Genomic DNA, 19,280 nt, shown 5'->3' with positions numbered 1-19,280 from the left:
CGTCTGGACCGCGTGCATCGCCCCCCGGAACTAGGGGGGCGGATAAAAAGAGTGCGACTCCATTGTTTTCCGCGGCAACTCAGCGGTAGTACCCCAGGACCTCTTCCTTCTGGCGTCGGGCTGCGCCCCGCTCGATCGCCTTGCCGAGGTTCTCGTAGAACTTGACCGTGTCCTCGTCCAGGCTCGGCCGGACGACCTTGATTGCCTCCTGGAAGTGGGTCATCTGGACCTTGCGGGCGTCCTTCTTCTCCCGCAGGGCAACCATGGCGGCCTCGCGGCAGAGGCCCTCGATGTCCGCGCCCGTGTACCCGTCGAGCTCCTCCGCGAGCTCGTCCAGGTCGACGCCTTCCAGGGGCATGCCCTTCGTGTGGACCTTGAGGACCTCGAGGCGGGCGGCCTTGTCGGGCGCCGGGACGAGCAGGATGCGATCGAAGCGCCCCGTGCGGAGGAGGGCGGGATCCACCATGTCGGGCCGGTTCGTCGCCCCGATCACCACGACTCCTTCGAGGGTCTCGAGCCCATCCATGGACGTCAGCAGCTGGTTCACCACGCGCTCGCTCACGCCGGAATCGTTGTCGAACCCGCGGCGGTGCGCAATCGCGTCGAGCTCATCCAGGAAGACGATGCACGGCGCGACCTGCTTGGCCTTCTTGAAGATGGTCCGCACGGCCTTCTCGGACTCCCCGACCCACTTGGACATGACCTCGGGGCCCTTGATCGAGATGAAGTTCGCCTCGGACTCGTTGGCCACGGCCTTGGCCAGGAGCGTCTTCCCTGAGCCCGGGGGCCCGTACAGGAGGATGCCGCGCGGCGGCTTGATCCCCATGCGCTTGAACGCGTCGGGGTCCTTGAGGGGCATCTCCACGGCCTCGCGGAGCTTCATCTTTACGTCGCCCAAGCCGCCCACGTCGCCCCAGGAGATCTTCGGGATCTCGACGAGGACCTCGCGCATGGCGCTTGGCTCGATCTCCTTGAGGGCGTTCTTGAAGTCCTCGGGCAGGACGCGCATCTTCTCCAGGGTCTCCGCGGGGATGGGCTTCTCGAGATCGATGTCGGGCAGGTAGCGCCGCAGGGCCTTCATGGCGGCCTCGCGTGCGAGCGCGGCGAGATCCGCGCCGACGAACCCGTGCGTCACGTCGGAGAGTTCGCCCAAGAGATGGTCGCGTTCCTCCTCGGCACCCTCGATGGGCATCCCGCGGGCGTGGATCTGGAGGACCTCCTTCCGGCCGTTCCGGTCCGGGACGCCGATCTCGATCTCCCGGTCGAACCGGCCTGGGCGGCGCAGGGCGGGGTCAATGGCTTCGTCCCGGTTCGTCGCGCCGATCACGATGACCTGACCCCGGCCGGAGAGGCCGTCCATGAGCGTGAGGAGCTGCGCGACGACGCGCCGCTCGACCTCGCCCGTGACCTCCTCGCGCTTGGGCGCGATCGAATCGAGCTCGTCGATGAACAGGACCGAGGGAGCGTTCTTCTGGGCCTCCTCGAACTTCTCCCGGAGCCGCTCTTCGCTCTGGCCGTAGTACTTGGACATGATCTCGGGGCCTTGGATGGAGTAGAAATTGGCGCCGGCCTCGTTGGCCACCGCCTTCGCGATCAGGGTCTTCCCCGTGCCGGGCGGGCCGTAGAGCAGGACGCCCTTGGGCGGGTCGATGCCCAGCCGCTCGAAGAGCTCGGCGTGCTTCAGCGGGAGCTCAATCATCTCCCGCACCTTCATCAGCTCCTCCTTGAGGCCGCCGATGTCCTCGTAGGTGACCGTCGGGGTGAGGACCTCGCCCTCGCGGACGGGCTCCTCCTTCATCTCCACGATCGTGTCGTCGTTGATCTGGACGACGCCCTTGGGCGCCGTGCTGATGACCATGAACGGGAGCGCGCCTCCCATGAGGGCGATACCGGGGACGATGACCACATCGCCCTTGTTCAGCGGCCGCTTGAGAAGGCCGCGCTTCACGAAGTTCTCGATGCCCTGGCCGAACGAAATCTTGTGGCCCTCGCTGATGATCGGGGCGATGGTCACGCGCTCCGCCTGCAAGACCTCGGCCTTGCGCACCTCGACCTTGTCGCCCAGGCTTACGCCCACGTTGCGGCGGACGAGGCCGTCGATGCGGATCATGCCCTTCCCCTCGTCCTCCTGCATCACGCGGAAGAGCTTCGCCGCGGTGGACTTCTTCCCGACGATCTGGATGATCTCTCCCACGTCGACGCCGAGCGCCAGTCGAGTCTTCGTGTCGACCCGGGCGCGGCCCAGGCCCACGTCACTCTGAGGCGCCTCGGCTACCTTGAGAACGACCCTTTCGGGCACGGCCGCTCAAAGCCCGGCCGGCTTATATCAACGTTGTGGGACGATTTGTCAATGTGGTATCCGGAGGAACGGACGCCGTCAAGCGGTCGGCACGCGCCGTTCCTTGACCTCGCTCGACTCATGAACCATGAGGTCTTCCGCGACGACGAGGCCGATGTGGCAGTGGGGTCCGATCTGCACGTCCTGGCCCTCCACGTACTTCGCCGTGGTGCGAACGAGGGATACGTCCTGTCCAACGATGCGGTCCACCACGAGATCGCCTTGAGCCCGCATGAACGGGCCGGAAACGCGGACATTGATGTCCTGGCCCTGGATGCTCCCGATCCTCGAAGGCCCGCCCAGCTCGATGTCGACGTCCTGGGCCTTGAGTTGCCCTTGGATCTGCACGGTCCCGGTCGAACGGAGGTCCTGGCAGCGGACGCCCCCGTCCACCCGCAGGGCTCCGCTCGAGGACACGTCCACGGCCTCGACGTCCTTGGACACGTCGAGCGCGCCGCTCACGTCCACGTCCTGGGCGTGGAGCGTGCCCGCGATTCGGGTGGATCCCGACGAACGGAAGTCGACGCAGCGAACGTCCCCGTCGCAGTCGCACGACCCGGAGACCTTGGCGTCCTCGCACTCGAGCGACCCGTGGACCTGGGCGCTTCCCGCGACCCGGAACTCGATGGTCTTCACAGGGTTCCCGGAGACGACGCCCGCGCCGACAACCTTGATCTCGTCCCCGCTCGCCTTGACGCCCATCCCCGAGATGCTCATGGCGCGCATGGAGTCCCGCACGGACTGCATGGACTCGGTGACCGCCCGCATGGACTCCTGACTCGCCTGGAAGGCCGCCTGCGTGGCGTGGGCGACGGTCTCGTGGATCGACTCTTCGAGGCTCGGCCCGGGGATCGACGGTGTCTCGGGCTCCTCCGGCTCGGCCTCGTACCGGGCCTTGATGTCCAGGTACGTCTTCTCGGAGATTTCGCCCCGGGCGAGCCGTTCCTCGAGTCGTTGCAGGATGTCCTTGCGCTTCATTGGGTCCACCGGGAGTGCCGGGCCATCTCGAAATACCTTTCCTTCCGGACCTGCGCGCTCGTGCTCGGCGCACGGGCGCCCGAGTCGGGCCCGCTCGCGGTCCGAATTCCTCGGACGGCCGCGGGCCGGCCGCGGACGACGAGGAAGGACAGGGCGCTCATCACGCTGTGCATGATTCCGACCTTCTTGTTCGGGTACATGTCCCGAGACAGTTACGGCAGATTATTTATGCAAGCTCCGCGGATAAAAATAACATCGTAAGCCGCTCGGAAATCATCTTCTCCTTCGCGGGAGAAATGTCCCGCGGATAGGCAGAAGAACGTTGAAGTAGGCACAGGGAGGTCGCCGCGACGCCGTGCCCGAACCGCTCGAGCTCGTCCGCATGGCGTCCTCCGAGACGCGTCGCCAAATCCTGCGGCTCCTCCAGCAAGGGTTCGACCATCCCGAGGACCTGGCGAAGAAGCTCAAGATCCGCCGCACGTCCGTGGACAAGCAGCTCCTCGAACTCTTCGAGTGGGGACTCGTGGACCGCGCGGCCGTCTTCCCGCCCAACGGAAGGCCGCGAATCGTGTACCTGGTGACCCAGCGCGGCAAGGATCTCCTGGACCTCCTCGAGCGGGTCGTCAAGGAATACACCTCCTCCTTCCGCGCTGACCACGACCGGGAGCTCGAGTCCCTGGAGACCAAGCTCGCGGCGGGGGAGATCGCGGAGGAGATGTACTTCAAGAAACGCAAGGAACTCGAGGCGCGGTATCGCTCAATCCTGTGACCCGCGGTCCCGTCGCCGCTGCCGCTCGATCGCCCCGTCCAACGTGACCTGCCCACGGGCCACCGCATCCGCCAGTTCCGAGGAGATCGTGACCTGCCCCTCGCTGCGCACGCGGGAGCGGCGCTGGATCTCCTTGACCTCGCCGGGCGTCGGCCGGACCTCGAACGGCGGCCGGACCCGCACGCCCGGTGTCCGGGCGATGTCCACGGCGGCGTCGAGGTCCGGCTGCGGGGTCCGGTGGGTGGTGCCCGCCTCGTCCACGATTTCGACCCGCAGTCCGTCCTGCGCGAGGGCGTTCAGGATCCGGTTCCGGTTCGTCGGGTCTCCGTGGCCCACGCGAACCCGGACCCCTCGCGCGGGAAACGTCCGGAGGGCGGCCCGAACCTGATCCCGGACAGCCTCGGGGTTCGGGGCGAGGGACGTGTCGAGGACCTCCCCGTCGCCGAGGACGGCGACCCCGGGTTCGTGGCCAGGATCCACGCCGATGAGGAGCTCCTGCCACTCCGTCTTCCCCTTCGCGAGCTGGAGCGCGCGGGCAATCGCCCCATCGAGGTCCCGGACCGCGACGACGTTCCGGGACCGGATTCGCGGGGCCTCGGCGGGGGAGGTCAGCACGGCTCCCACGGTTTCCGGGATGCGGTGCGTGAAGGATAGGCTGACGAACGGGAGACCGCGGGCCTTGAGACCCGCGACCAGGTCGTGGTAGAGCCGGAAATCCTCCGTCAGGATGCCAAGGACCTTGCGCACCGGGAGCGCCAACGGGGTGGAGCGAGATAATCTTGTCCGATTGCGCCGTCGCCTCGGCTGTTACCAGGAATGATTAACAGCTGTGACAACCAGGCCGGAAGCGATTCATATACCGCATCGGCATCGATGACAGGGGAGAACCGAACTTGCAGGCCACCACGACCCAGACCAACCCGGCGCAACCCGCGCCGGAACTCGATGCCAAGGGCTTGTTACTCCGGGACGCACTCGCAATCCTGACCGTGGTGGGGGCCCTCGTCGCCTTCTACGGGATGATCAAGCTCGTCTCGTACCTGTCCGGAATCCCGTTCCCCTAGGCGTTCCGAAAGCGATCGAAGCGCCCTCGCCGGACGTTCCCGTTCCCTTCCAGCTCGGCCAGCCGCTGGAGGAGGGCCCGCTCCTCGGAGGACACCTTATCGGGCGTGGTGATGACCACGCGGGCTAGCTGGTCGCCCCGGCCTCCACCCCGGAGATGAGGGAGCCCTTTCCCTCGGAGCCGCAGAAGCGAGTGGGACTGCGTTCCGGGCGGGATCCGGAGGCGGGCGGTCCCCTCCAGGGTCGGGATCTCGATCTCGGCGCCGAGGACGGCTTGGGGATACGTAATCGGGAGGGTCATGAGCACGTCGTCCTCGTCCCGCTCGAACGTGGGATGGGGCGCCACGTGGACGACCACGTAGAGATCGCCCGGAGGGGCGCCCGCCTCGCCGGCCTCGCCGCGTCCGGGAACCCGAAGCTGGAGGCCGTCCGGGGCGCCCGCAGGGATCTCCACGGCCACGGTCTTCGTCTCCTCGATCCGCCCGGCACCCGCGCAACGGCGGCAGGGCGTCTCGGGCCACTTGCCCCGTCCCTGACACCGCGGGCAAGGCGTGATCGTGACGAACTGGCTGTACCCGCGGCGCTGGCTCGAACTCACCTGGCCGCGCCCCTGGCAGGTCTGGCAGGTGACGAGCTTGCCCCCCTCCGCGCCGGTCCCCTGGCAGGCCGGGCAGGGATGGGGGGCGCGCAGGGTGATCTCCTTCCGGGAATCGTGGAGCAGGTCCTCGAGGCGGACCTCCGCGTCCACGCGCAGGGAGCGCCCCGACGCGGGCCCGCGCGGCCGTGCCACGCCTCCACCGAAGAGCTGTTCGAAGAGGCCGCTCCCGCCGAAGCCACTGCTCCGGAAGAACGCGTCGAAGAAGTCCCGACCGAAGATGTCCTCGACGTCCGCGGCATGGGTGAACCGGGTCCAGTCGAATCCCTGGCCGCCCCAGACCTGCTGCTTGAGGCCGTCCGCCCCGAACTGGTCGTAGATGCGCCGCTTCTCGTCGTCGGCAAGGACCTCGTAGGCCTCGGAGACCTCCTTGAACTTCTCCTCGGCGGCCTTGGGATTGTCCTTGTTCAGGTCGGGATGGTACTGCTTGGCGAGCCTTCGGTAGGCTCGCTTGATGTCCTCCTTGGACGCCCCGCGAGGGACGCCGAGCGTCGCATAGTAGTCCGGTCCCGCCATACCCTGTACTTCCGTCCCCATACGCCGCGGCTACTTCACTTCTTGTCCACGTCCTCGAAGTTCGCGTCCACGACCCCGGGGTCGCCCGAATCGCCCGATCCCTCGGGCCCGCCGGTGGGCGGAGGCGCCGCGGCGGCCCCGCCCTTCTGGTACATCTCGGCGCCCATCTTTTGGGCGGCCGCGTTCAGGTCGTCGATCGCGCGCCGCAGCTGGGAGATGTCCTCGGACGGGAGGACCTTCCGGAGCGCCTCGACCTTCTCCTGGACGTCCTTCTTCGACGCCTCGGAGACGTTCGCGGCCTGCTCCTTGAGGAGCTTCTCCATCTCGTAGATCAGGGACTCGCCGTGGTTGCGCGCCTCGATGAGCTCGCGTCGGCGCCGGTCCTCCTCCGCGTGGGACTGGGCATCCCGGATGGCCTGGTCGATCTTGGATTGGTCCATCCGCTGCGGGGCCATGATCGTGAGCTTCTCCGTCTTCCCCGTCGCCTTGTCCGTCGCGGAGACGTTCAGGATGCCGTTGGCGTCGATATCGAACGCAACCTCGATCTGGGGGATGTGCCTCGGCGCGGGCGGGATGCCTTGGAGATAGAACCGGCCCAAGCTGATGTTGTCGGCCGCCATGGAGCGCTCTCCCTGGAGCACGTGGACCTCGACGACCGTCTGTCCGTCCGCCGCGGTCGTGAAGATATCGCTCTTCTTCGTCGGGATGGTCGTGTTCCGCTCGATGAGCTTGTGGAACACGCCGCCCTGGGTCTCCACGCCGAGGCTCAGAGGGGTCACGTCGAGGAGGACGATGTCCTTGACCTCACCGCTGAGGACGGCTCCCTGGATGGCGGCCCCGAGCGCGACGCACTGCATGGGGTCCACGGTCCGCTCCGCGGGCCTTCCCAGGATGCGCTCGAAGCGCTCCCGGACCACGGGCATGCGGGTCGGGCCGCCGACGAGGATGATGTGGTTCACGTCGGAGAACTGCCACTTCGCGTCGCTGAACGCCGTCCGGATGGGCGCATCGAGGCGGGCCAGGACGGGCTCGATGAGCTGCTCGAGCTTGGACCTGGTGAGCTTCTTCTCCAGATGAACGGGCTGGCCGCCCTTCTGGGCGATGAACGGCAGGTTGATCGTGGTCTCCATGGCGCTCGTGAGCTCGATCTTGGCCTTCTCCGCGGCGTCCCGCAAGCGCTGGAGCGCTTGCTTGTCGCCCGTGAGGTCGATCCCGTGCTCCGAGCGGAACTCGGAGACGAGCCACTGGATGACCGCGTTGTCCATGTCCATGCCGCCGAGCGCGGTGTCGCCCGACGTGCTCACGACCTCGAAGACCCCTTCGCCCATCTCCATGAGCGTGACGTCGAAGGTGCCGCCGCCGAGGTCGAGGACCGCGATCTTCCCCTCGCCCTTCTTGTCCAGTCCGTAGGCGAGCGCGGCGGCCGTCGGCTCGTTCACGAGCCGCAGGACCTCCAGGCCCGCGATCTTCCCGGCGTCCTTCGTGGCCTGGCGCTGGTTGTCGTTGAAGTACGCAGGCACGGTGATCACGGCCTGCGTGATCTTCTGGCCCAGGAAGGCCTCCGCATCGGTGCGAATCTTCCGCAGGATCATCGCGGAGATTTCCGGAGGCGTGTAGTCCTTCCCGTCGATGCGGACCTTGTAGTCGGTCCCCATCTTCCGCTTGATCTGCATGACCGTGCGGTCGGGGTTCAGGACGGCCTGGCGCTTCGCGGGCTCGCCCACGAGGATGCCGTCCTTCGTGAGCGCCACGACGGACGGGAACATCTTCCCCCCGTACGCGCTGCCTTCCGCGCTCGGGATGATCTTGGGCGTTCCCCCTTCCATGTACGCGGCCTCGGAATTCGTGGTCCCGAGGTCGATTCCGATGATCTTAGCCATGGGTTTCACCTCTGTTGTTGACGACAATGACTTGCGCGGGACGCAGGACGCGGTCGGGCAAACGGTACCCTTTCCGCACGACCTCCTTCACAACGCCGTCCTCGAGCTTCGGGTCGGACACCTGCTGAAGGGCGTCATGGACGTAGGGATCGAACTGCTGGCCCTTCGCGGGAATCTCTTCGACGCCGGCGGCTCGGAGCGCCATCCACAGGTTCTCCCGCACCATCTGAATTCCCTTCGAAGCCTCGCCGTCCAGGTGGGCCATCGCCGCGTCGAAGTCGTCGAGGACGGGCAGGAGCCGCGCGAGGAGCGCCTCGTTCGCGAACTTGACGACGGCCTCCGTATCGCGGGCCACCTGCTTGCGGTAGTTCTCGAAGTCCGCCTGGAGGTACTTGAGCCGGTTCAGGAGTTCCGCGCTCTTCTTGCGCTCGGCCTCGAGCTCCTGCGCGGGCACCGTCGTTGCGGGCATCTCCGCGGGAGGCGCGGCGGGTGTCCGCGCCGCCTCGCCCACCTCCTCCTTGGCCTCGGAAGGTTCAGACTTCATGCGAGTCCCTCCCGTCTCGACGGATTCGCGCGAGGGTGACATCGAGAATGCCGTTCCGGTACGTAGCCTTGGCCGATTCCGGGTCGACCGCGGAAGGCAGGTCGACCTCCAGATGGAAGGCCGGGGCCCCGACACGCGGCGCGTCGATCGTGAGCGTCCGTTCCGTCGCCTCGATGTCCAGCGAATCCTTCGGAGCGCCGGGCAGCTCGACCGTGACGTAGATGTGCTTTGGCGTCTGGGAGACCTCGGCCGCGGGGGTTCGCTCCGCGAGGGGCTCGACCGTGGGCGAAGGCGGTCCGAGCGCCGGAGGATCGGTCCCGTGGCGCGGATCGGGGAGCGAGTGGGTGGGGTGACGCCGCCCGGGGAGGCGGTCCACCGCACGCGGCACTTCGTCCCGATCCGGATCTGCGTCCTGGTTCATGGAGACCCCTGGGGGCCGCGGGGGCCTCCCGTTCGGCCCCCTCAGAACTCTTCTCCGGCTCCGCCCTCGTCGCCTTCTCCGCCAGCGCCCGGTCCCTTGCCGCCCGGTCCGCCGCCGGACTTGGCCGCGATGACGTCGTCGATCCGGAGTACCATGACCGCCGCGTCCGTCGCGGAGCTGATGGCCTGGCTGCCCACGCGAATCGGCTCGATCACGTTCTCCTTCTTCATGTCGGAGACCTTGCCTGTGAAGACGTTCACGCCGGCGTACTTGTTGCCCTTCTTGTGCTCCTTGCGGAGCTCGATGAGCATATCGATGGGATCCAGCCCGGCGTTCTCGGCGAGGGTGCGCGGGACGCATTCCATGGCGTCCGCAAAGGCCTCGATCGCGATCTGCTCGCGTCCGCCGACCGTGGAGGCGAAGTCGCGCAACCCGAGGGCGATCTCCGTGGCGCTGGAGCCGCCGCCCGTCACGACCTTGCCGTCCTCGATGGCCACGGCCACGACGCTCGTGGAGTCCTCGAGGGACCGCTCGACCTCGTCGACCACGTGCTCGGTGCCGCCCCGGATCAGGATGGACACGGCCTTGGGGTTCTTGCAGCCCGTGACGAACGTCATGGAGTCCTCGCCGATCTTCTTCTCGAAGACGCTCTTGGCGTAGCCCAGGTCGTCCTTGGACAGCTCGTCGAGCTTGGTCACGATCTTGCCGCCCGTGGCCTTCGCGAGCTTTTCCATGTCGGACTTCTTGACCCGCCGGACGGCGTAGATGCCCTCCTTGGCGAGGTAGTGCTGGGCCAGGTCGTCAATGCCCTTCTGGCTGAACAGGATCGTGGCGCCGCTCTTCTTCACGGTCTCGACCATGCGCTTGAGCATGCCTTCCTCCTCGTTCAGGAAGGCCTGGAGCTGGGTCGGGTCCGTGATCTCGATCTTCGCGTCGATCTCGGTCTTCTTGACCTCGAGGGCCGCGTCGACGAGGGCGATCTTTGCCTCTTTGACCTCGGACGGCATGCCCGGGTGGACGCGTTCCTTGTCCACGATGATGCCGTCCACGAGTTCCGTGTCGGCGATGGAGCCGCCCTGCTTCTTCACGACCTGGATGTTGTCGTCGTCCACGAAGTAGCTGCCATCCGCGCGCTGCTCGGCCACCGTCGAGACGGCCTTCACGGAGATGTCCGCGAGGAGCTCCTTGTGGCCGCTGGAGGACTTGGACGACATCGAGGTCATCGAGACCTTCTTCAGGACGTCCGTGTCCTTGATGGAGATCTTGCTCGCGACCTTCTCGAGGATCTCCCGGGCCTTCTCGCTCGCCTGGCGGTAGCCCGACGCGATTACGGTCGGGTGGATGTTCTGATCGATGAGGTCTTCCGCCTTCTTGAGGAGCTCGCCCGCGAGGATGACCGCGGTCGTCGTGCCGTCGCCGGCCTCCTCGTCCTGGGTCTTGGCGACCTCGACGAGCATCTTGGCGGCGGGGTGCTCGATGTCGATCTCCTTGAGGATCGTGACGCCATCGTTCGTGATGACGACGTCCCCGAGGCTGTCCACGAGCATCTTGTCCATGCCCCGCGGACCCAAGGTCGACCGCACGGCATCCGCCACGGCCTTCGCGGCCGCGATGTTGTTAAACTGGGCTCCCTTCCCCCGCTCACGGCGGGTCCCTTCCTTCAAAACGAAGATTGGGGTACCTGCTGGCATCATGGTCTAGTTGCCTCCGAAACGTCCCGGACCTCTGTCCGGGGCTCAAGTCTATGTTGGGACTTCTATATAAGCATTGCTTTGGAGAGGCTTCGTTGCGCCATTCTTGGCGGAACGGGATCGGGGAAGGAGTCAGAGTGGCATTGCGGGTAGCAGAGGGAAGGCGGAAGGAGGTGTGGACTCGGGTCGGCCCGCCAGTCCCGTTTAAGTACATTCAAGATTGCTCCCGTCGGGCGAGCGGGACGAGCCGCAACGCAGCGAAGCCGGAGCGCACGCCGACGGAGACGGCCGAGCTGAAACGGAAGGTGGACCGGATTCGATGGTGGCATACGATCGACCTCGGGGGCGGGATCCTCACGCCGGGGGCTTCCAACAACCTCCAGACCCTGTCGAAGCTGGACCTCCCGGAGCGACTCGACGGGAAAACGGTTCTCGATATCGGGGCATGGGACGGCTTCTTTGCATTTGAAGCGGAACGCCGGGGCGCGGCACGTGTGCTGGCCACCGACTCCTACGTGTGGCAGGGCGGGGGATGGGGTTCGAAGGCGGGGTTCGAGCTCGCTCGGAAAGCCCTCCGCTCCAAGGTGGAAGACCGGACGATTGATGTGCTCGAGCTGTCGCCGGAGGAAGTCGGCACGTTCGACCTGGTCCTGTTCCTCGGAGTCCTCTATCACATGCGCCATCCCCTACTGGCGCTGGAACGTGTGTTCAACGTGACCCGCGGCCAGCTCGTCCTCGAGACCCACGTGGACTTCCTCACGATCCCGCGGCCGGCGATTGCCTTGTACCCGCGCGGAGAGCTCGATGGCGACGCGACGAGCTGGTGCGGCCCGAACCCTTCCGCCGTTGAGGCGATGCTGCGCATGGCGGGCTTCCGGACGGTGAAACTCGTCTCCCGCTATTCGCTTCTCCGGTCCGTGTCGGGGGGCGTGCTCACCCGGATACGCAAGGGCGACCGGGCTCTCGTGACCCTCGAACGGCGCCGGGTGGTCTTCCACGCGTGGCGCTAGGTTCGAAGCAGGAATCGGGTTCGTGGCCCGAGGGCAAGACCGTGATCGGCACCAGGGCGCCTACGCGCCTCGAGCAATAGTTCTATTAGGACTAAGGAAGTAGCGCGGGCCGTGAAGGACCTCCTGGAGGATCTGGCCATGGCCGTCCAGCACGCCGTGGACACGATCCAGGGAGACCCGGGGGAGATCCTCGGCCGCGGGGCCGACGGGGCGCCGAGCTCCCGCCTCGATCGGGTCGCCGAGGCCGCGGTCCTTGAGCGGCTTGAGGCGAGGAAGGCCCGCCTCGATGTCCTGAGCGAGGAGGCGGGGTTCGTGGATCGTCGAGGCGACGCGCTCCTCGTGCTCGACCCGGTCGACGGGACGCACAACGCGCTCCGCGGCGTGCCTGCGTTCTCCGTGTCGCTCGCCGTCGGCCACAGCCGCCTCGCCGACGTCGAGGAGGGTCTGGTGCGGGATCTGGTCAGCGGGGCGACGTACCGGGCTGCCAAGAGTCGGGGCGCCACCCTCAACGACAAGCCCATTCACGCGAAGCCGTTCGACCCGAAGGACACGCTGTTCAGCGTCTACCTCGGGACGAACGCGGAACCCGATGCGGTCCGCGTGGCAGGCAAAGCCCGCCGGGTGCGTAATCTGGGCGCGGCGTCCCTCGACCTCTGCCTTGTCGCGCGAGGGGCCGCCGACGTGTACTTCATGCATAGCCGGGAGGAACGCCTCAAGCTCCGCGCCTGCGACATCGCTGCGGGCACGCTGATCGTCCGCGAGGCGGGCGGTGAGGTGCTCACGCTCGACGGAAAAGGCTTGGACATGCCCCTCACGCCCGAGGCCCACACGGACCTGATCGCGGTCGGCGACCGCAGGGTCCTGGAGATGATCCGATGAGGTTCGGCATCACGGCGAATCCGCACATCCCCGATTCCCTGGGTGCCACCCAACGCATCCTTCGCTTCCTGGAGCCCAAGCATGAGGTCCTCCTCGAGACGGAGATCGCGAAGGACGTCGGTCGGACGGGCATGCCGTTGGCCCACATGAAGCCCGACATCATTCTGGCCATTGGCGGCGATGGGACGATCCTCCGCGCGCTGCAGCTCGTGGACGCGGACGTTCTCGGGATCAACTCGGGCTCCCTCGGGTTCCTTGCGGAGGTGTACGCGAACGAGGTGGAGAACTTCCTCGGCCGCATCCTCGCGAAGGACTACAAGGTCGAGGAGCGCCTCCGGCTCAAGGTCACCGTGGACGGGCAGCGCCTGTTCGACTGCCTGAACGAGGCCGTCGTGCACACGGCGCAGGTCGCGAAGATCCGCCATTTCGCCGTCGACCTGGACGGCGCCCCCGTGACCCAGGTCCGGGCCGACGCCATGGTCCTCGCCACGCCGACGGGGTCGACGTCCTACTCCATGTCCGTGGGCGGCCCCATCGTGGACCCTCGGGTCCGCGCGATCATCGCCACCGCGATCGCCCCCTTCAAGCCGTCCTATCGGCCCCATGTCTTCCCCGCGGCGAGCCAGGTCCGCGTGACCCTGGTCAAGCCGAAGGAGTGCGTCCTCGTGATGGACGGCCAGCGGGAGACGCACCTGAAGGGCACCGAGCAGGTCGTCGTCACGGCCTCGGAGAAGCCCGCGCGGTTCATCCGGTTCCGGGACGATTTCTACAAGCGATTCGAGGAGAAAATCTCCCGCCAGTGAGGATGATGCCCAAGCGACCCTCGGCGATCACGCGCAAGTGCCTGCGGATGATCCTGGAGGCTTCGCGGGACATGTACCCGAACGAGTTCGGCGCGTTCCTGCGGGCCGAGGAGGGCGTCATCGTGGAGCTCGTGATGATCCCGGGCACCGTGAGCGGCCGGCGCCACGCGATCTTCCAGACGTGGTTGCTCCCCCCGAACCTGGGGGTCGTGGGAACCGTCCACTCCCATCCGAGCGGCGTGTTCCGACCCTCGGACGAGGACCGGATGCTCTTCAGCAACTTCAGCGGCCTCCATATCATCACAGGCCATCCGTTCACGGAGCAGACCTGGGCCGCGTGGACGAACAAGGGCGAGCCGGTTCTCCTCACCGTGGTCCCGTAGACGTCCGCGGAGCTCGGACGTCCGCGTAGACCTGGAGGATCTGGTCCGCCACGGTTTCCGTGGTGAAGCGTGCGAGGACCTTCTCCCGCGCGCGTCGTCCCATCTCGGCCCGCAGGGTCGGATTCTCGATGAGTCGGCGGATCTTCTCCGCGAGGTCCTGGGGGTTCACGGGGTCCGCGAGGAGGCCCTCCTTCCCGTCCTCGATGACCTCCCGCACGCCCGGGATGTCCGCGACGACGACGGCCTTGCCTGTCGCCATGGCCTCCAAGGCCACGATCCCGAACGCCTCGAGGCGGGAGACGCTCGGGAGGACGAACACATCGCAGACCGCGTACACCTTGGGCAGGTTCTCCTGGGAGACGCGACCGAGGAACAGGATCCGGTCCTTGACACCGAGCGAGCGCGCGAGGCGCTCCATGCTCTCCAAGGACGACCCTTCCCCCGCGACGAGCAACTGGACCCCGGACAGGTACCGCGCGGCCTCGATGAAGTGCTCCACGCCCTTGTGGGGCACGATGCGGCCGACGAGCAGAACGATGGGCCGCCCCGGGGGAATCTTGAGCCTCGCCCGGACCGCGCTCCCGTCCACGTCGGGGTGGAACCGATGGACGTCGACCGCGTTCGGAATCACGACGGGGTTGTGCCGCCACACGGAGCGACTCGTCGCGGCGTACGTCTTCGTGGTCACAATCACCTTGGCGGCTCGGCGCAGGGTCGAGGCTCCCAGGCTGCGGCGATAGAGCGTTTCGATGAAGGATCCGACGACCGAGGGAATCTCGACGTCGCAGTGGTACGTGACGACGAGGGGCGTGCCCCGTTGCTCGCAGACGTCCGCGGCGTAGTGAGCGCTCAGGGGGGGCGGCAGATGCGCGTGGACCACGTCCGCCGTCAGCCCTCGGAGCACGGTCCGCATCCTCGGGGCGATCGGCGTCCGGAGGACGACCATCCGCGGCTTCACGCGGACGATGTCGAACCCGTCCACGGATTCCCGTTCCGGCGCGGACGACGTGTGCCGGGCCGTGACGACGGTGACCTCGTGACCCCGAGCGGCGAGCTCCCGCGACAACCCGAGGACGTGGCTCTCCACGCCACCCAGGTGGGGATAGAACCAGGGCGAAACCTGGACGATGCGCACGCACGCCGCCTCAGAAGATCCGGCTGCGCGGAGCGATGTTGCCGCGGACCGTCGCCCCGGGTCCGATGAACGCGCCTTCCCCGATGATCGTGCCCGCGTCGATCGACGCGTTGATGCCCACCTTCACGTCGTCCCCCATGATCACGCCGAGCTTGCGGAGGCCCGTGTCCACCTCGGCTCCCCGGAACAGGACGCGGACGTTGCCCTCGTCCAAGCGGAGGTTCGCGACCTTGGTCCCCGCGCCGAGGTTGCATCGCTCTCCGAGCACGCTATCGCCCACGTAGTTCTGGTGAGGGACGCGCGTCCCTTCCATGAGGATGCTGTTCTTCACCTCGCACGCATTGCCGACCTTCGCCTTCGCGCCGATCGCCGACGCGGGCCGAATGTAGCAGTTCGGTCCCACTTCCGCTCCGGGTCCGATGATCGTGGGGCCTTCGACGTGCGATCCGGGCCGCACGTGCGCATCCTCCTCGACGAGGACCTCGCCCACGAGGGTCGCGCCCGCGTCCACGGTCCCATGGACGGCCCCCTTGAGCGGCTTCAGGAGGGCGGCGTTCGCGCGAAGGAGGTCCCACGGTCGACCCACATCGAGCCATTCTCCCGGGAGTCGGAAGCCATGGACGTCTCGCTTGGCCAGGAGCATCCGGATCGTGTCCGTGATCTCGAACTCGCCCCGCGGCGACTTGGGCGTCGCGTCGATCAGCGGGAAGATGTCCGGCTCGAAGACGTAGATGCCCGCGTTGATCAGGTGGGCCTTCGGAGACCGGGGCTTTTCTTCCAACCCCGTGACGCGCCCGTCCTTGATCTCGACGACACCGAACGGACGCGGATCGGGGACCTCCGCCAAGGCCAACGTGGGCCCGCCCGCCTTGCCCTGGAAGGCGACCAGCTCCCGGAGCGCGTCGCCCGAGACGACGACGTCGCCGTTGATGCTGAGGAAAGGACCGTCCACGTGCGCGCGCAGCTGCCCGAGGGCGTGCGCGGTCCCCAGGCGCTCGGCCTGCTCCTCGTAGGCAATGGAGAGACCCAGCTCCTCCCCGCGGCCGAAGCTCTCCCGGATCCGATGGCCTTGCCACCCGATCAGGATCGTCACGTCGCGGATGCCGGCCCGGCGCACGGCCTCCAGGGTGTGGCGGAGGAACGGCTTACCGGCCACGGGGAGCAGCGGCTTGGGCAGGTTCGCGGTTAGGGGCCGCATCCGCGTGCCCTCGCCCGCTGCGAGAATGACCGCCTTCATGCCGCCGCGCTCTGCGCGCTCGATAGGGCCGCGGCGTATATCGCCTTTGCTCTGGCCTCGTTCCGCGACTCCGCGAGCACGCGGATTTTAGGCTCCGTCCCGGAGAGACGGATGAGCGCCCAGCCGTCGTCCCACTGGAGCCGCCAGCCATCGATCGTGGTCACGTCGGCGCCGAGGCCGGGGAGCGCCGCGTCCAGCTTCGCCGCGACCTGCGCGCGGCGCATGCGATTGAAGGGGACCGCGCCCCGGATCGTGGGGTACCGTGGGATCGCACGGATTTCAGACTCCAGGGATCCCTCGGCCGCCATCTTCACGAGCCGCGCGGCGGCGTACACGCCGTCGGGGCAGAGCGTGGCCTTCGGGAAGATCCACGTGCCCGAGGGCTCGCCGCCGAACTCCGCGCCTCGGCGTTTGACCTCGCCGGCGACGTACACGTCGCCGACGCGGGTCCGGTAGATCGTGGCCCTGGGCAGCAGGTCGTCGAGGACCATGGAGGCATCCACGGGAACCACGAGCGCCCGACGCACCTCGTGCTTCGCGAAGAGAGCGAGGAGCGTGTCGCCCCCGAGGAACGTGCCGTCGCGGTCCACCCCGACCATGCGGTCCCCGTCCCCGTCGTGGGCGATCCCCAGGTCCGCGTGGACGTTCCGGACCGTGCTCTTCAGGAGGGAGAGGTTCTCCTCCGTGGGCTCCGGGTCGCGTCCCGGGAAGTGCCCGTCCGGCTGCGCGTTCAGGGCGACGACCTCGCAGCCCATCTCGCGCAGGAGGAACGGCGTGATCGTGGCCGTGGCCCCACAGGCGCAATCGACCACCACCCGGAGCTTCACGGAGCCGATCTCCTCCCGGATGGCATCCATGTGGGACGCGATGAGATCGTCGCGCACCGAGGTCCGACCTACCCCATCCCAGGCGGCGCCGCGGAACTTGCCCGCATCGAGCGCGGCCTCGACCTCGTCCTGCTGCTTCTCGTCGAACGCCATGCCGTCCGGGTTCCACAGCTTGATCCCGTTGTAGGGAGCGGGGTTGTGGGATGCCGTCACGACGATACCGCAGCCGTACTCGGCGGCCCCGCGGGCCAGGGTGGGCGTCGAGACGAGCCCCGCGTCCGCGGCGTCCCCGCCCGCGGAGAGGATCCCCGCAATCAGGGCGGAGGAGAGCATGGGACCCGTGGTCCTCGGGTCGCGGCCGACGACCACGGAACGGTAGAGCTCTCCGACCACCTGGCCCACCTGGAGCGCGAGCTGGGGCGTGACCTCGACGTTGGCGAGGCCTCGGATGCCGGAGGAGCCGAACCGCGCCACCCGTTCCGATACGGAGGCCGGGTAGAAATTCCTTCGCGAGTCGGCCGCGCTCCCGCGGCGTATTTTTATACTGCTAGCATTATATAGAGAAGGCCGGATGGGCGAGGCCGAGAGGCTTCCGTCCGCACCGGAGGGATTTCCGTGGTCATGGAGCCCATCAGCGTGGAGTCCGCGATCGAAAAGGCCAAGAAGAAGGGTCTGAAGCCGGGACGCGTCCGGGGCACGTCCGGAATCCAGTTCACGAAGGGACGCAACACGCGGATCGAGGTCATATCCTGGGACGAGTTCCGCGACGCGCTGTCGAGGCGGCGGCTCCAAGTCTACGAATCCGGCGGCTGGATGAAGATCATGCGACGGGCGCGCTGACGCCCGTCACGCCGGACCCGGCCGCGGGCGCCCGCAGTACGGGCAGACCTTCCAACCCGGGAGCATCGCGGCTCCGCATCCCGCGCACGGTGGCGGGACGGCGTTAGGCCCCGAGGGCGCGGAACCCGTCGGACCGGGTGGCGAGTACAGGAACTGCCCGAACGCGATCATGAGGTTGCGCGCGTCCGTCTCGTATTCTGAGTAGGACAGCGCGCCGCCGACCACCGCGACGGGCCAGAAGACGACGGCCGACACCGTCCCGACCACGAGCCCTTCGTCCGTGATTTGCGCGTTCAGGGAGAGATCGACGTTCGCGCCGTTCGCGGCCTCGGAGAGGATGAGCCAGAACTCGCGACGCAGGCCGATGTTGCTGTAGAACGAGGTCCCCCGCATGGAGGTGGGTCCGGATTGGGAGAGCTGGAACCCTTGGCGGGACCACCAGTCCCACACGCGGGGCCAGAGCTCCGCGGCCTTGCTGCCGGGCACGAAATGAACTTCCCGCTTCTGGAACATGCTCGCCCCATGCGGCGCACGCGGATATGGACGTATGCATGGGATGCCGGCGGCGCGACCCGCACCGCAACTTTATTACGACTCCGGAGTTTCGCCCACATCCGTTCCGTGCGTGGGTTGCCAAGCTTGGTCAAAGGCGCAGGGCTCAGGATCCTGTCCCGTAGGGGTTCGCAGGTTCAAATCCTGCCCCACGCATCTTTTGCCCTCGTTGTCGCACGAGAAACCTGTAGAGTCGTAATGTACGCTTTTGGACTTTCGAGTGGAAGCGATGCGGGGTCGCCGGAGCGGCCCTTCTGGGCTACCGTGACCCACTTTGTACGTGGCCCTTATGAACGTTATAAGCTCGGAGCGATTGAAAGTGCCCGACAACCGTCGGACAACCGATTTAGCTACGACATATAATTTTATTCATCTATAGTTGTGATATATAAAGCACCGCCTAAGTACGAAACCTATTCATAGTTTCCAAGGCATCCACAACCACCCAGCGAAACGGGGTTCCGTGGGGAATCGTGCCGGAGCGGGCACGAGGACCCAGCATCCCGCAGCGCCTCACGTTCGGCCGGAGGTCGGACGGGTGTTCGCCGGGCGGTGATCGTATGCCGTCCCAGAAGTTCAGCCGGAAGTACATCACGAGGCACAAGAAGAGCGCCCAGCTCTGGAAGCGCGCCGCGAAGCTCTCCCCCGGCGGCGTCGAGAGCAACATCCGCTTCTTCCGACCTCACCCGTTCTTCGCGGACTACGGGGACGGCGGCTACATCTACGATGTGGATGGGAACAAGATCCTCGACTTCATGAT

The 19,280-nt window shown here is 67.0% G+C and carries 21 protein-coding genes and 1 tRNA gene; 9 read left to right on the top strand and 13 right to left on the bottom strand.

What is annotated here, in order from left to right:
- Nucleotides 1-79: 79 nt before the first annotated feature.
- The 3 genes from VEY12_01510 to VEY12_01500 form a co-directional block, all read right to left on the bottom strand.
- Entirely contained in the window at nucleotides 80-2,299 is a 2,220-nt protein-coding gene (locus tag VEY12_01510; GenBank protein HYM38808.1) for a CDC48 family AAA ATPase, read from the bottom strand.
- A 78-nt stretch (nucleotides 2,300-2,377) separates the two neighbouring features.
- Nucleotides 2,378-3,316 carry a hypothetical protein gene (locus VEY12_01505; protein ID HYM38807.1) on the bottom strand — a complete coding sequence of 313 codons (939 nt, stop codon included), beginning with the start codon at nucleotides 3,314-3,316 and terminating at the stop codon, nucleotides 2,378-2,380.
- The gene (locus VEY12_01500) at nucleotides 3,313-3,516 is read right to left on the bottom strand and encodes a hypothetical protein (protein HYM38806.1); all 204 of its coding nucleotides are present in this window, start codon (nucleotides 3,514-3,516) and stop codon (nucleotides 3,313-3,315) included. The genes VEY12_01505 and VEY12_01500 overlap by 4 nt, the downstream gene beginning before the upstream one ends.
- Nucleotides 3,517-3,671: 155 nt before the next feature.
- Here VEY12_01500 and VEY12_01495 point away from each other — a divergent pair, with 155 nt between their 5' ends.
- A complete protein-coding gene (locus VEY12_01495) occupies nucleotides 3,672-4,085 on the top strand; it encodes a winged helix-turn-helix domain-containing protein (protein HYM38805.1) in 414 nt (137 codons plus the stop codon).
- On the opposite strand, the gene VEY12_01490 is transcribed toward VEY12_01495, so the two are convergent.
- Complete coding sequence (locus VEY12_01490; GenBank protein ID HYM38804.1) at nucleotides 4,074-4,832, bottom strand: hypothetical protein; 759 nt, start codon at nucleotides 4,830-4,832, stop codon at nucleotides 4,074-4,076. The two genes, VEY12_01495 and VEY12_01490, sit on opposite strands and share 12 nt — an antisense overlap.
- A gap of 146 nt (nucleotides 4,833-4,978) precedes the next feature.
- On the opposite strand from VEY12_01490, the gene VEY12_01485 reads away from it, so the two are divergent.
- Entirely contained in the window at nucleotides 4,979-5,149 is a 171-nt protein-coding gene (locus VEY12_01485) for a hypothetical protein (protein ID HYM38803.1), read from the top strand.
- Here the strand turns inward: VEY12_01485 and dnaJ are convergent.
- Genes dnaJ through thsB form a run of 5 tightly spaced genes read right to left on the bottom strand, consistent with a single transcriptional unit; the run spans nucleotide 5,146 to nucleotide 10,854 of the window.
- Nucleotides 5,146-6,318, bottom strand: a complete 1,173-nt coding sequence (dnaJ, locus tag VEY12_01480; protein ID HYM38802.1) for a molecular chaperone DnaJ — start codon at nucleotides 6,316-6,318, stop codon at nucleotides 5,146-5,148. The genes VEY12_01485 and dnaJ overlap by 4 nt on opposite strands.
- A gap of 35 nt (nucleotides 6,319-6,353) precedes the next feature.
- A complete protein-coding gene (gene dnaK / locus VEY12_01475; protein ID HYM38801.1) occupies nucleotides 6,354-8,198 on the bottom strand; it encodes a molecular chaperone DnaK in 1,845 nt (614 codons plus the stop codon).
- Complete coding sequence (locus VEY12_01470; protein ID HYM38800.1) at nucleotides 8,191-8,742, bottom strand: nucleotide exchange factor GrpE; 552 nt, start codon at nucleotides 8,740-8,742, stop codon at nucleotides 8,191-8,193. The genes dnaK and VEY12_01470 overlap by 8 nt, the downstream gene beginning before the upstream one ends.
- Nucleotides 8,732-9,163, bottom strand: coding sequence for an Hsp20/alpha crystallin family protein (locus VEY12_01465; protein HYM38799.1), 432 nt, complete (start codon nucleotides 9,161-9,163; stop codon nucleotides 8,732-8,734). Before VEY12_01465 ends, VEY12_01470 begins: the two co-directional genes overlap by 11 nt.
- A gap of 41 nt (nucleotides 9,164-9,204) precedes the next feature.
- Nucleotides 9,205-10,854, bottom strand: coding sequence for a thermosome subunit beta (gene thsB, locus VEY12_01460; protein ID HYM38798.1), 1,650 nt, complete (start codon nucleotides 10,852-10,854; stop codon nucleotides 9,205-9,207).
- Between the two features lie 305 nt (nucleotides 10,855-11,159).
- Here thsB and VEY12_01455 point away from each other — a divergent pair, with 305 nt between their 5' ends.
- From VEY12_01455 to VEY12_01440, 4 genes are all read left to right on the top strand, one after another.
- A complete protein-coding gene (locus tag VEY12_01455) occupies nucleotides 11,160-11,864 on the top strand; it encodes a DUF1698 domain-containing protein (protein ID HYM38797.1) in 705 nt (234 codons plus the stop codon).
- A 111-nt stretch (nucleotides 11,865-11,975) separates the two neighbouring features.
- Nucleotides 11,976-12,743 carry an inositol monophosphatase family protein gene (locus VEY12_01450; GenBank protein HYM38796.1) on the top strand — a complete coding sequence of 256 codons (768 nt, stop codon included), beginning with the start codon at nucleotides 11,976-11,978 and terminating at the stop codon, nucleotides 12,741-12,743.
- Nucleotides 12,740-13,546: an NAD(+)/NADH kinase gene (locus VEY12_01445; GenBank protein HYM38795.1), complete on the top strand. Its 807-nt coding sequence runs from the start codon at nucleotides 12,740-12,742 to the stop codon at nucleotides 13,544-13,546. Before VEY12_01450 ends, VEY12_01445 begins: the two co-directional genes overlap by 4 nt.
- Nucleotides 13,547-13,548: 2 nt before the next feature.
- Nucleotides 13,549-13,929, top strand: a complete 381-nt coding sequence (locus tag VEY12_01440; GenBank protein ID HYM38794.1) for a Mov34/MPN/PAD-1 family protein — start codon at nucleotides 13,549-13,551, stop codon at nucleotides 13,927-13,929.
- Here the strand turns inward: VEY12_01440 and VEY12_01435 are convergent.
- Genes VEY12_01435 through glmM form a run of 3 tightly spaced genes read right to left on the bottom strand, consistent with a single transcriptional unit; the run spans nucleotide 13,913 to nucleotide 17,602 of the window.
- Nucleotides 13,913-15,064, bottom strand: a complete 1,152-nt coding sequence (locus tag VEY12_01435; GenBank protein ID HYM38793.1) for a glycosyltransferase family 4 protein — start codon at nucleotides 15,062-15,064, stop codon at nucleotides 13,913-13,915. The genes VEY12_01440 and VEY12_01435 overlap by 17 nt on opposite strands.
- 10 nt (nucleotides 15,065-15,074) lie before the next feature.
- Complete coding sequence (gene glmU / locus VEY12_01430) at nucleotides 15,075-16,301, bottom strand: bifunctional sugar-1-phosphate nucleotidylyltransferase/acetyltransferase (GenBank protein HYM38792.1); 1,227 nt, start codon at nucleotides 16,299-16,301, stop codon at nucleotides 15,075-15,077.
- On the bottom strand, nucleotides 16,298-17,602 hold the full coding sequence (gene glmM, locus VEY12_01425) for a phosphoglucosamine mutase (protein HYM38791.1): 1,305 nt from the start codon (nucleotides 17,600-17,602) through the stop codon (nucleotides 16,298-16,300). The genes glmU and glmM overlap by 4 nt, the downstream gene beginning before the upstream one ends.
- 147 nt (nucleotides 17,603-17,749) lie before the next feature.
- Between glmM and VEY12_01420 the strand changes: the two genes are divergently transcribed.
- Nucleotides 17,750-17,968: a hypothetical protein gene (locus VEY12_01420; GenBank protein HYM38790.1), complete on the top strand. Its 219-nt coding sequence runs from the start codon at nucleotides 17,750-17,752 to the stop codon at nucleotides 17,966-17,968.
- A 6-nt stretch (nucleotides 17,969-17,974) separates the two neighbouring features.
- Here VEY12_01420 and VEY12_01415 read toward each other — a convergent pair whose 3' ends face one another.
- Nucleotides 17,975-18,481, bottom strand: coding sequence for a hypothetical protein (locus VEY12_01415; GenBank protein ID HYM38789.1), 507 nt, complete (start codon nucleotides 18,479-18,481; stop codon nucleotides 17,975-17,977).
- Nucleotides 18,482-18,591: 110 nt separating this feature from the next.
- Between VEY12_01415 and VEY12_01410 the strand changes: the two genes are divergently transcribed.
- Together VEY12_01410 and VEY12_01405 are read left to right on the top strand one after the other, a co-directional pair.
- Nucleotides 18,592-18,676: transfer RNA gene (locus VEY12_01410), tRNA-Leu, on the top strand.
- A gap of 404 nt (nucleotides 18,677-19,080) precedes the next feature.
- Nucleotides 19,081-19,280: hypothetical protein (locus VEY12_01405; GenBank protein HYM38788.1), on the top strand; the 200-nt coding region annotated here is incomplete at its 3' end.

The organism is Thermoplasmata archaeon (assembly GCA_035632695.1).
GTDB lineage: Archaea > Thermoplasmatota > Thermoplasmata > RBG-16-68-12 > RBG-16-68-12 > RBG-16-68-12.
This window is presented reverse-complemented; position numbering and strand designations above follow the sequence as displayed.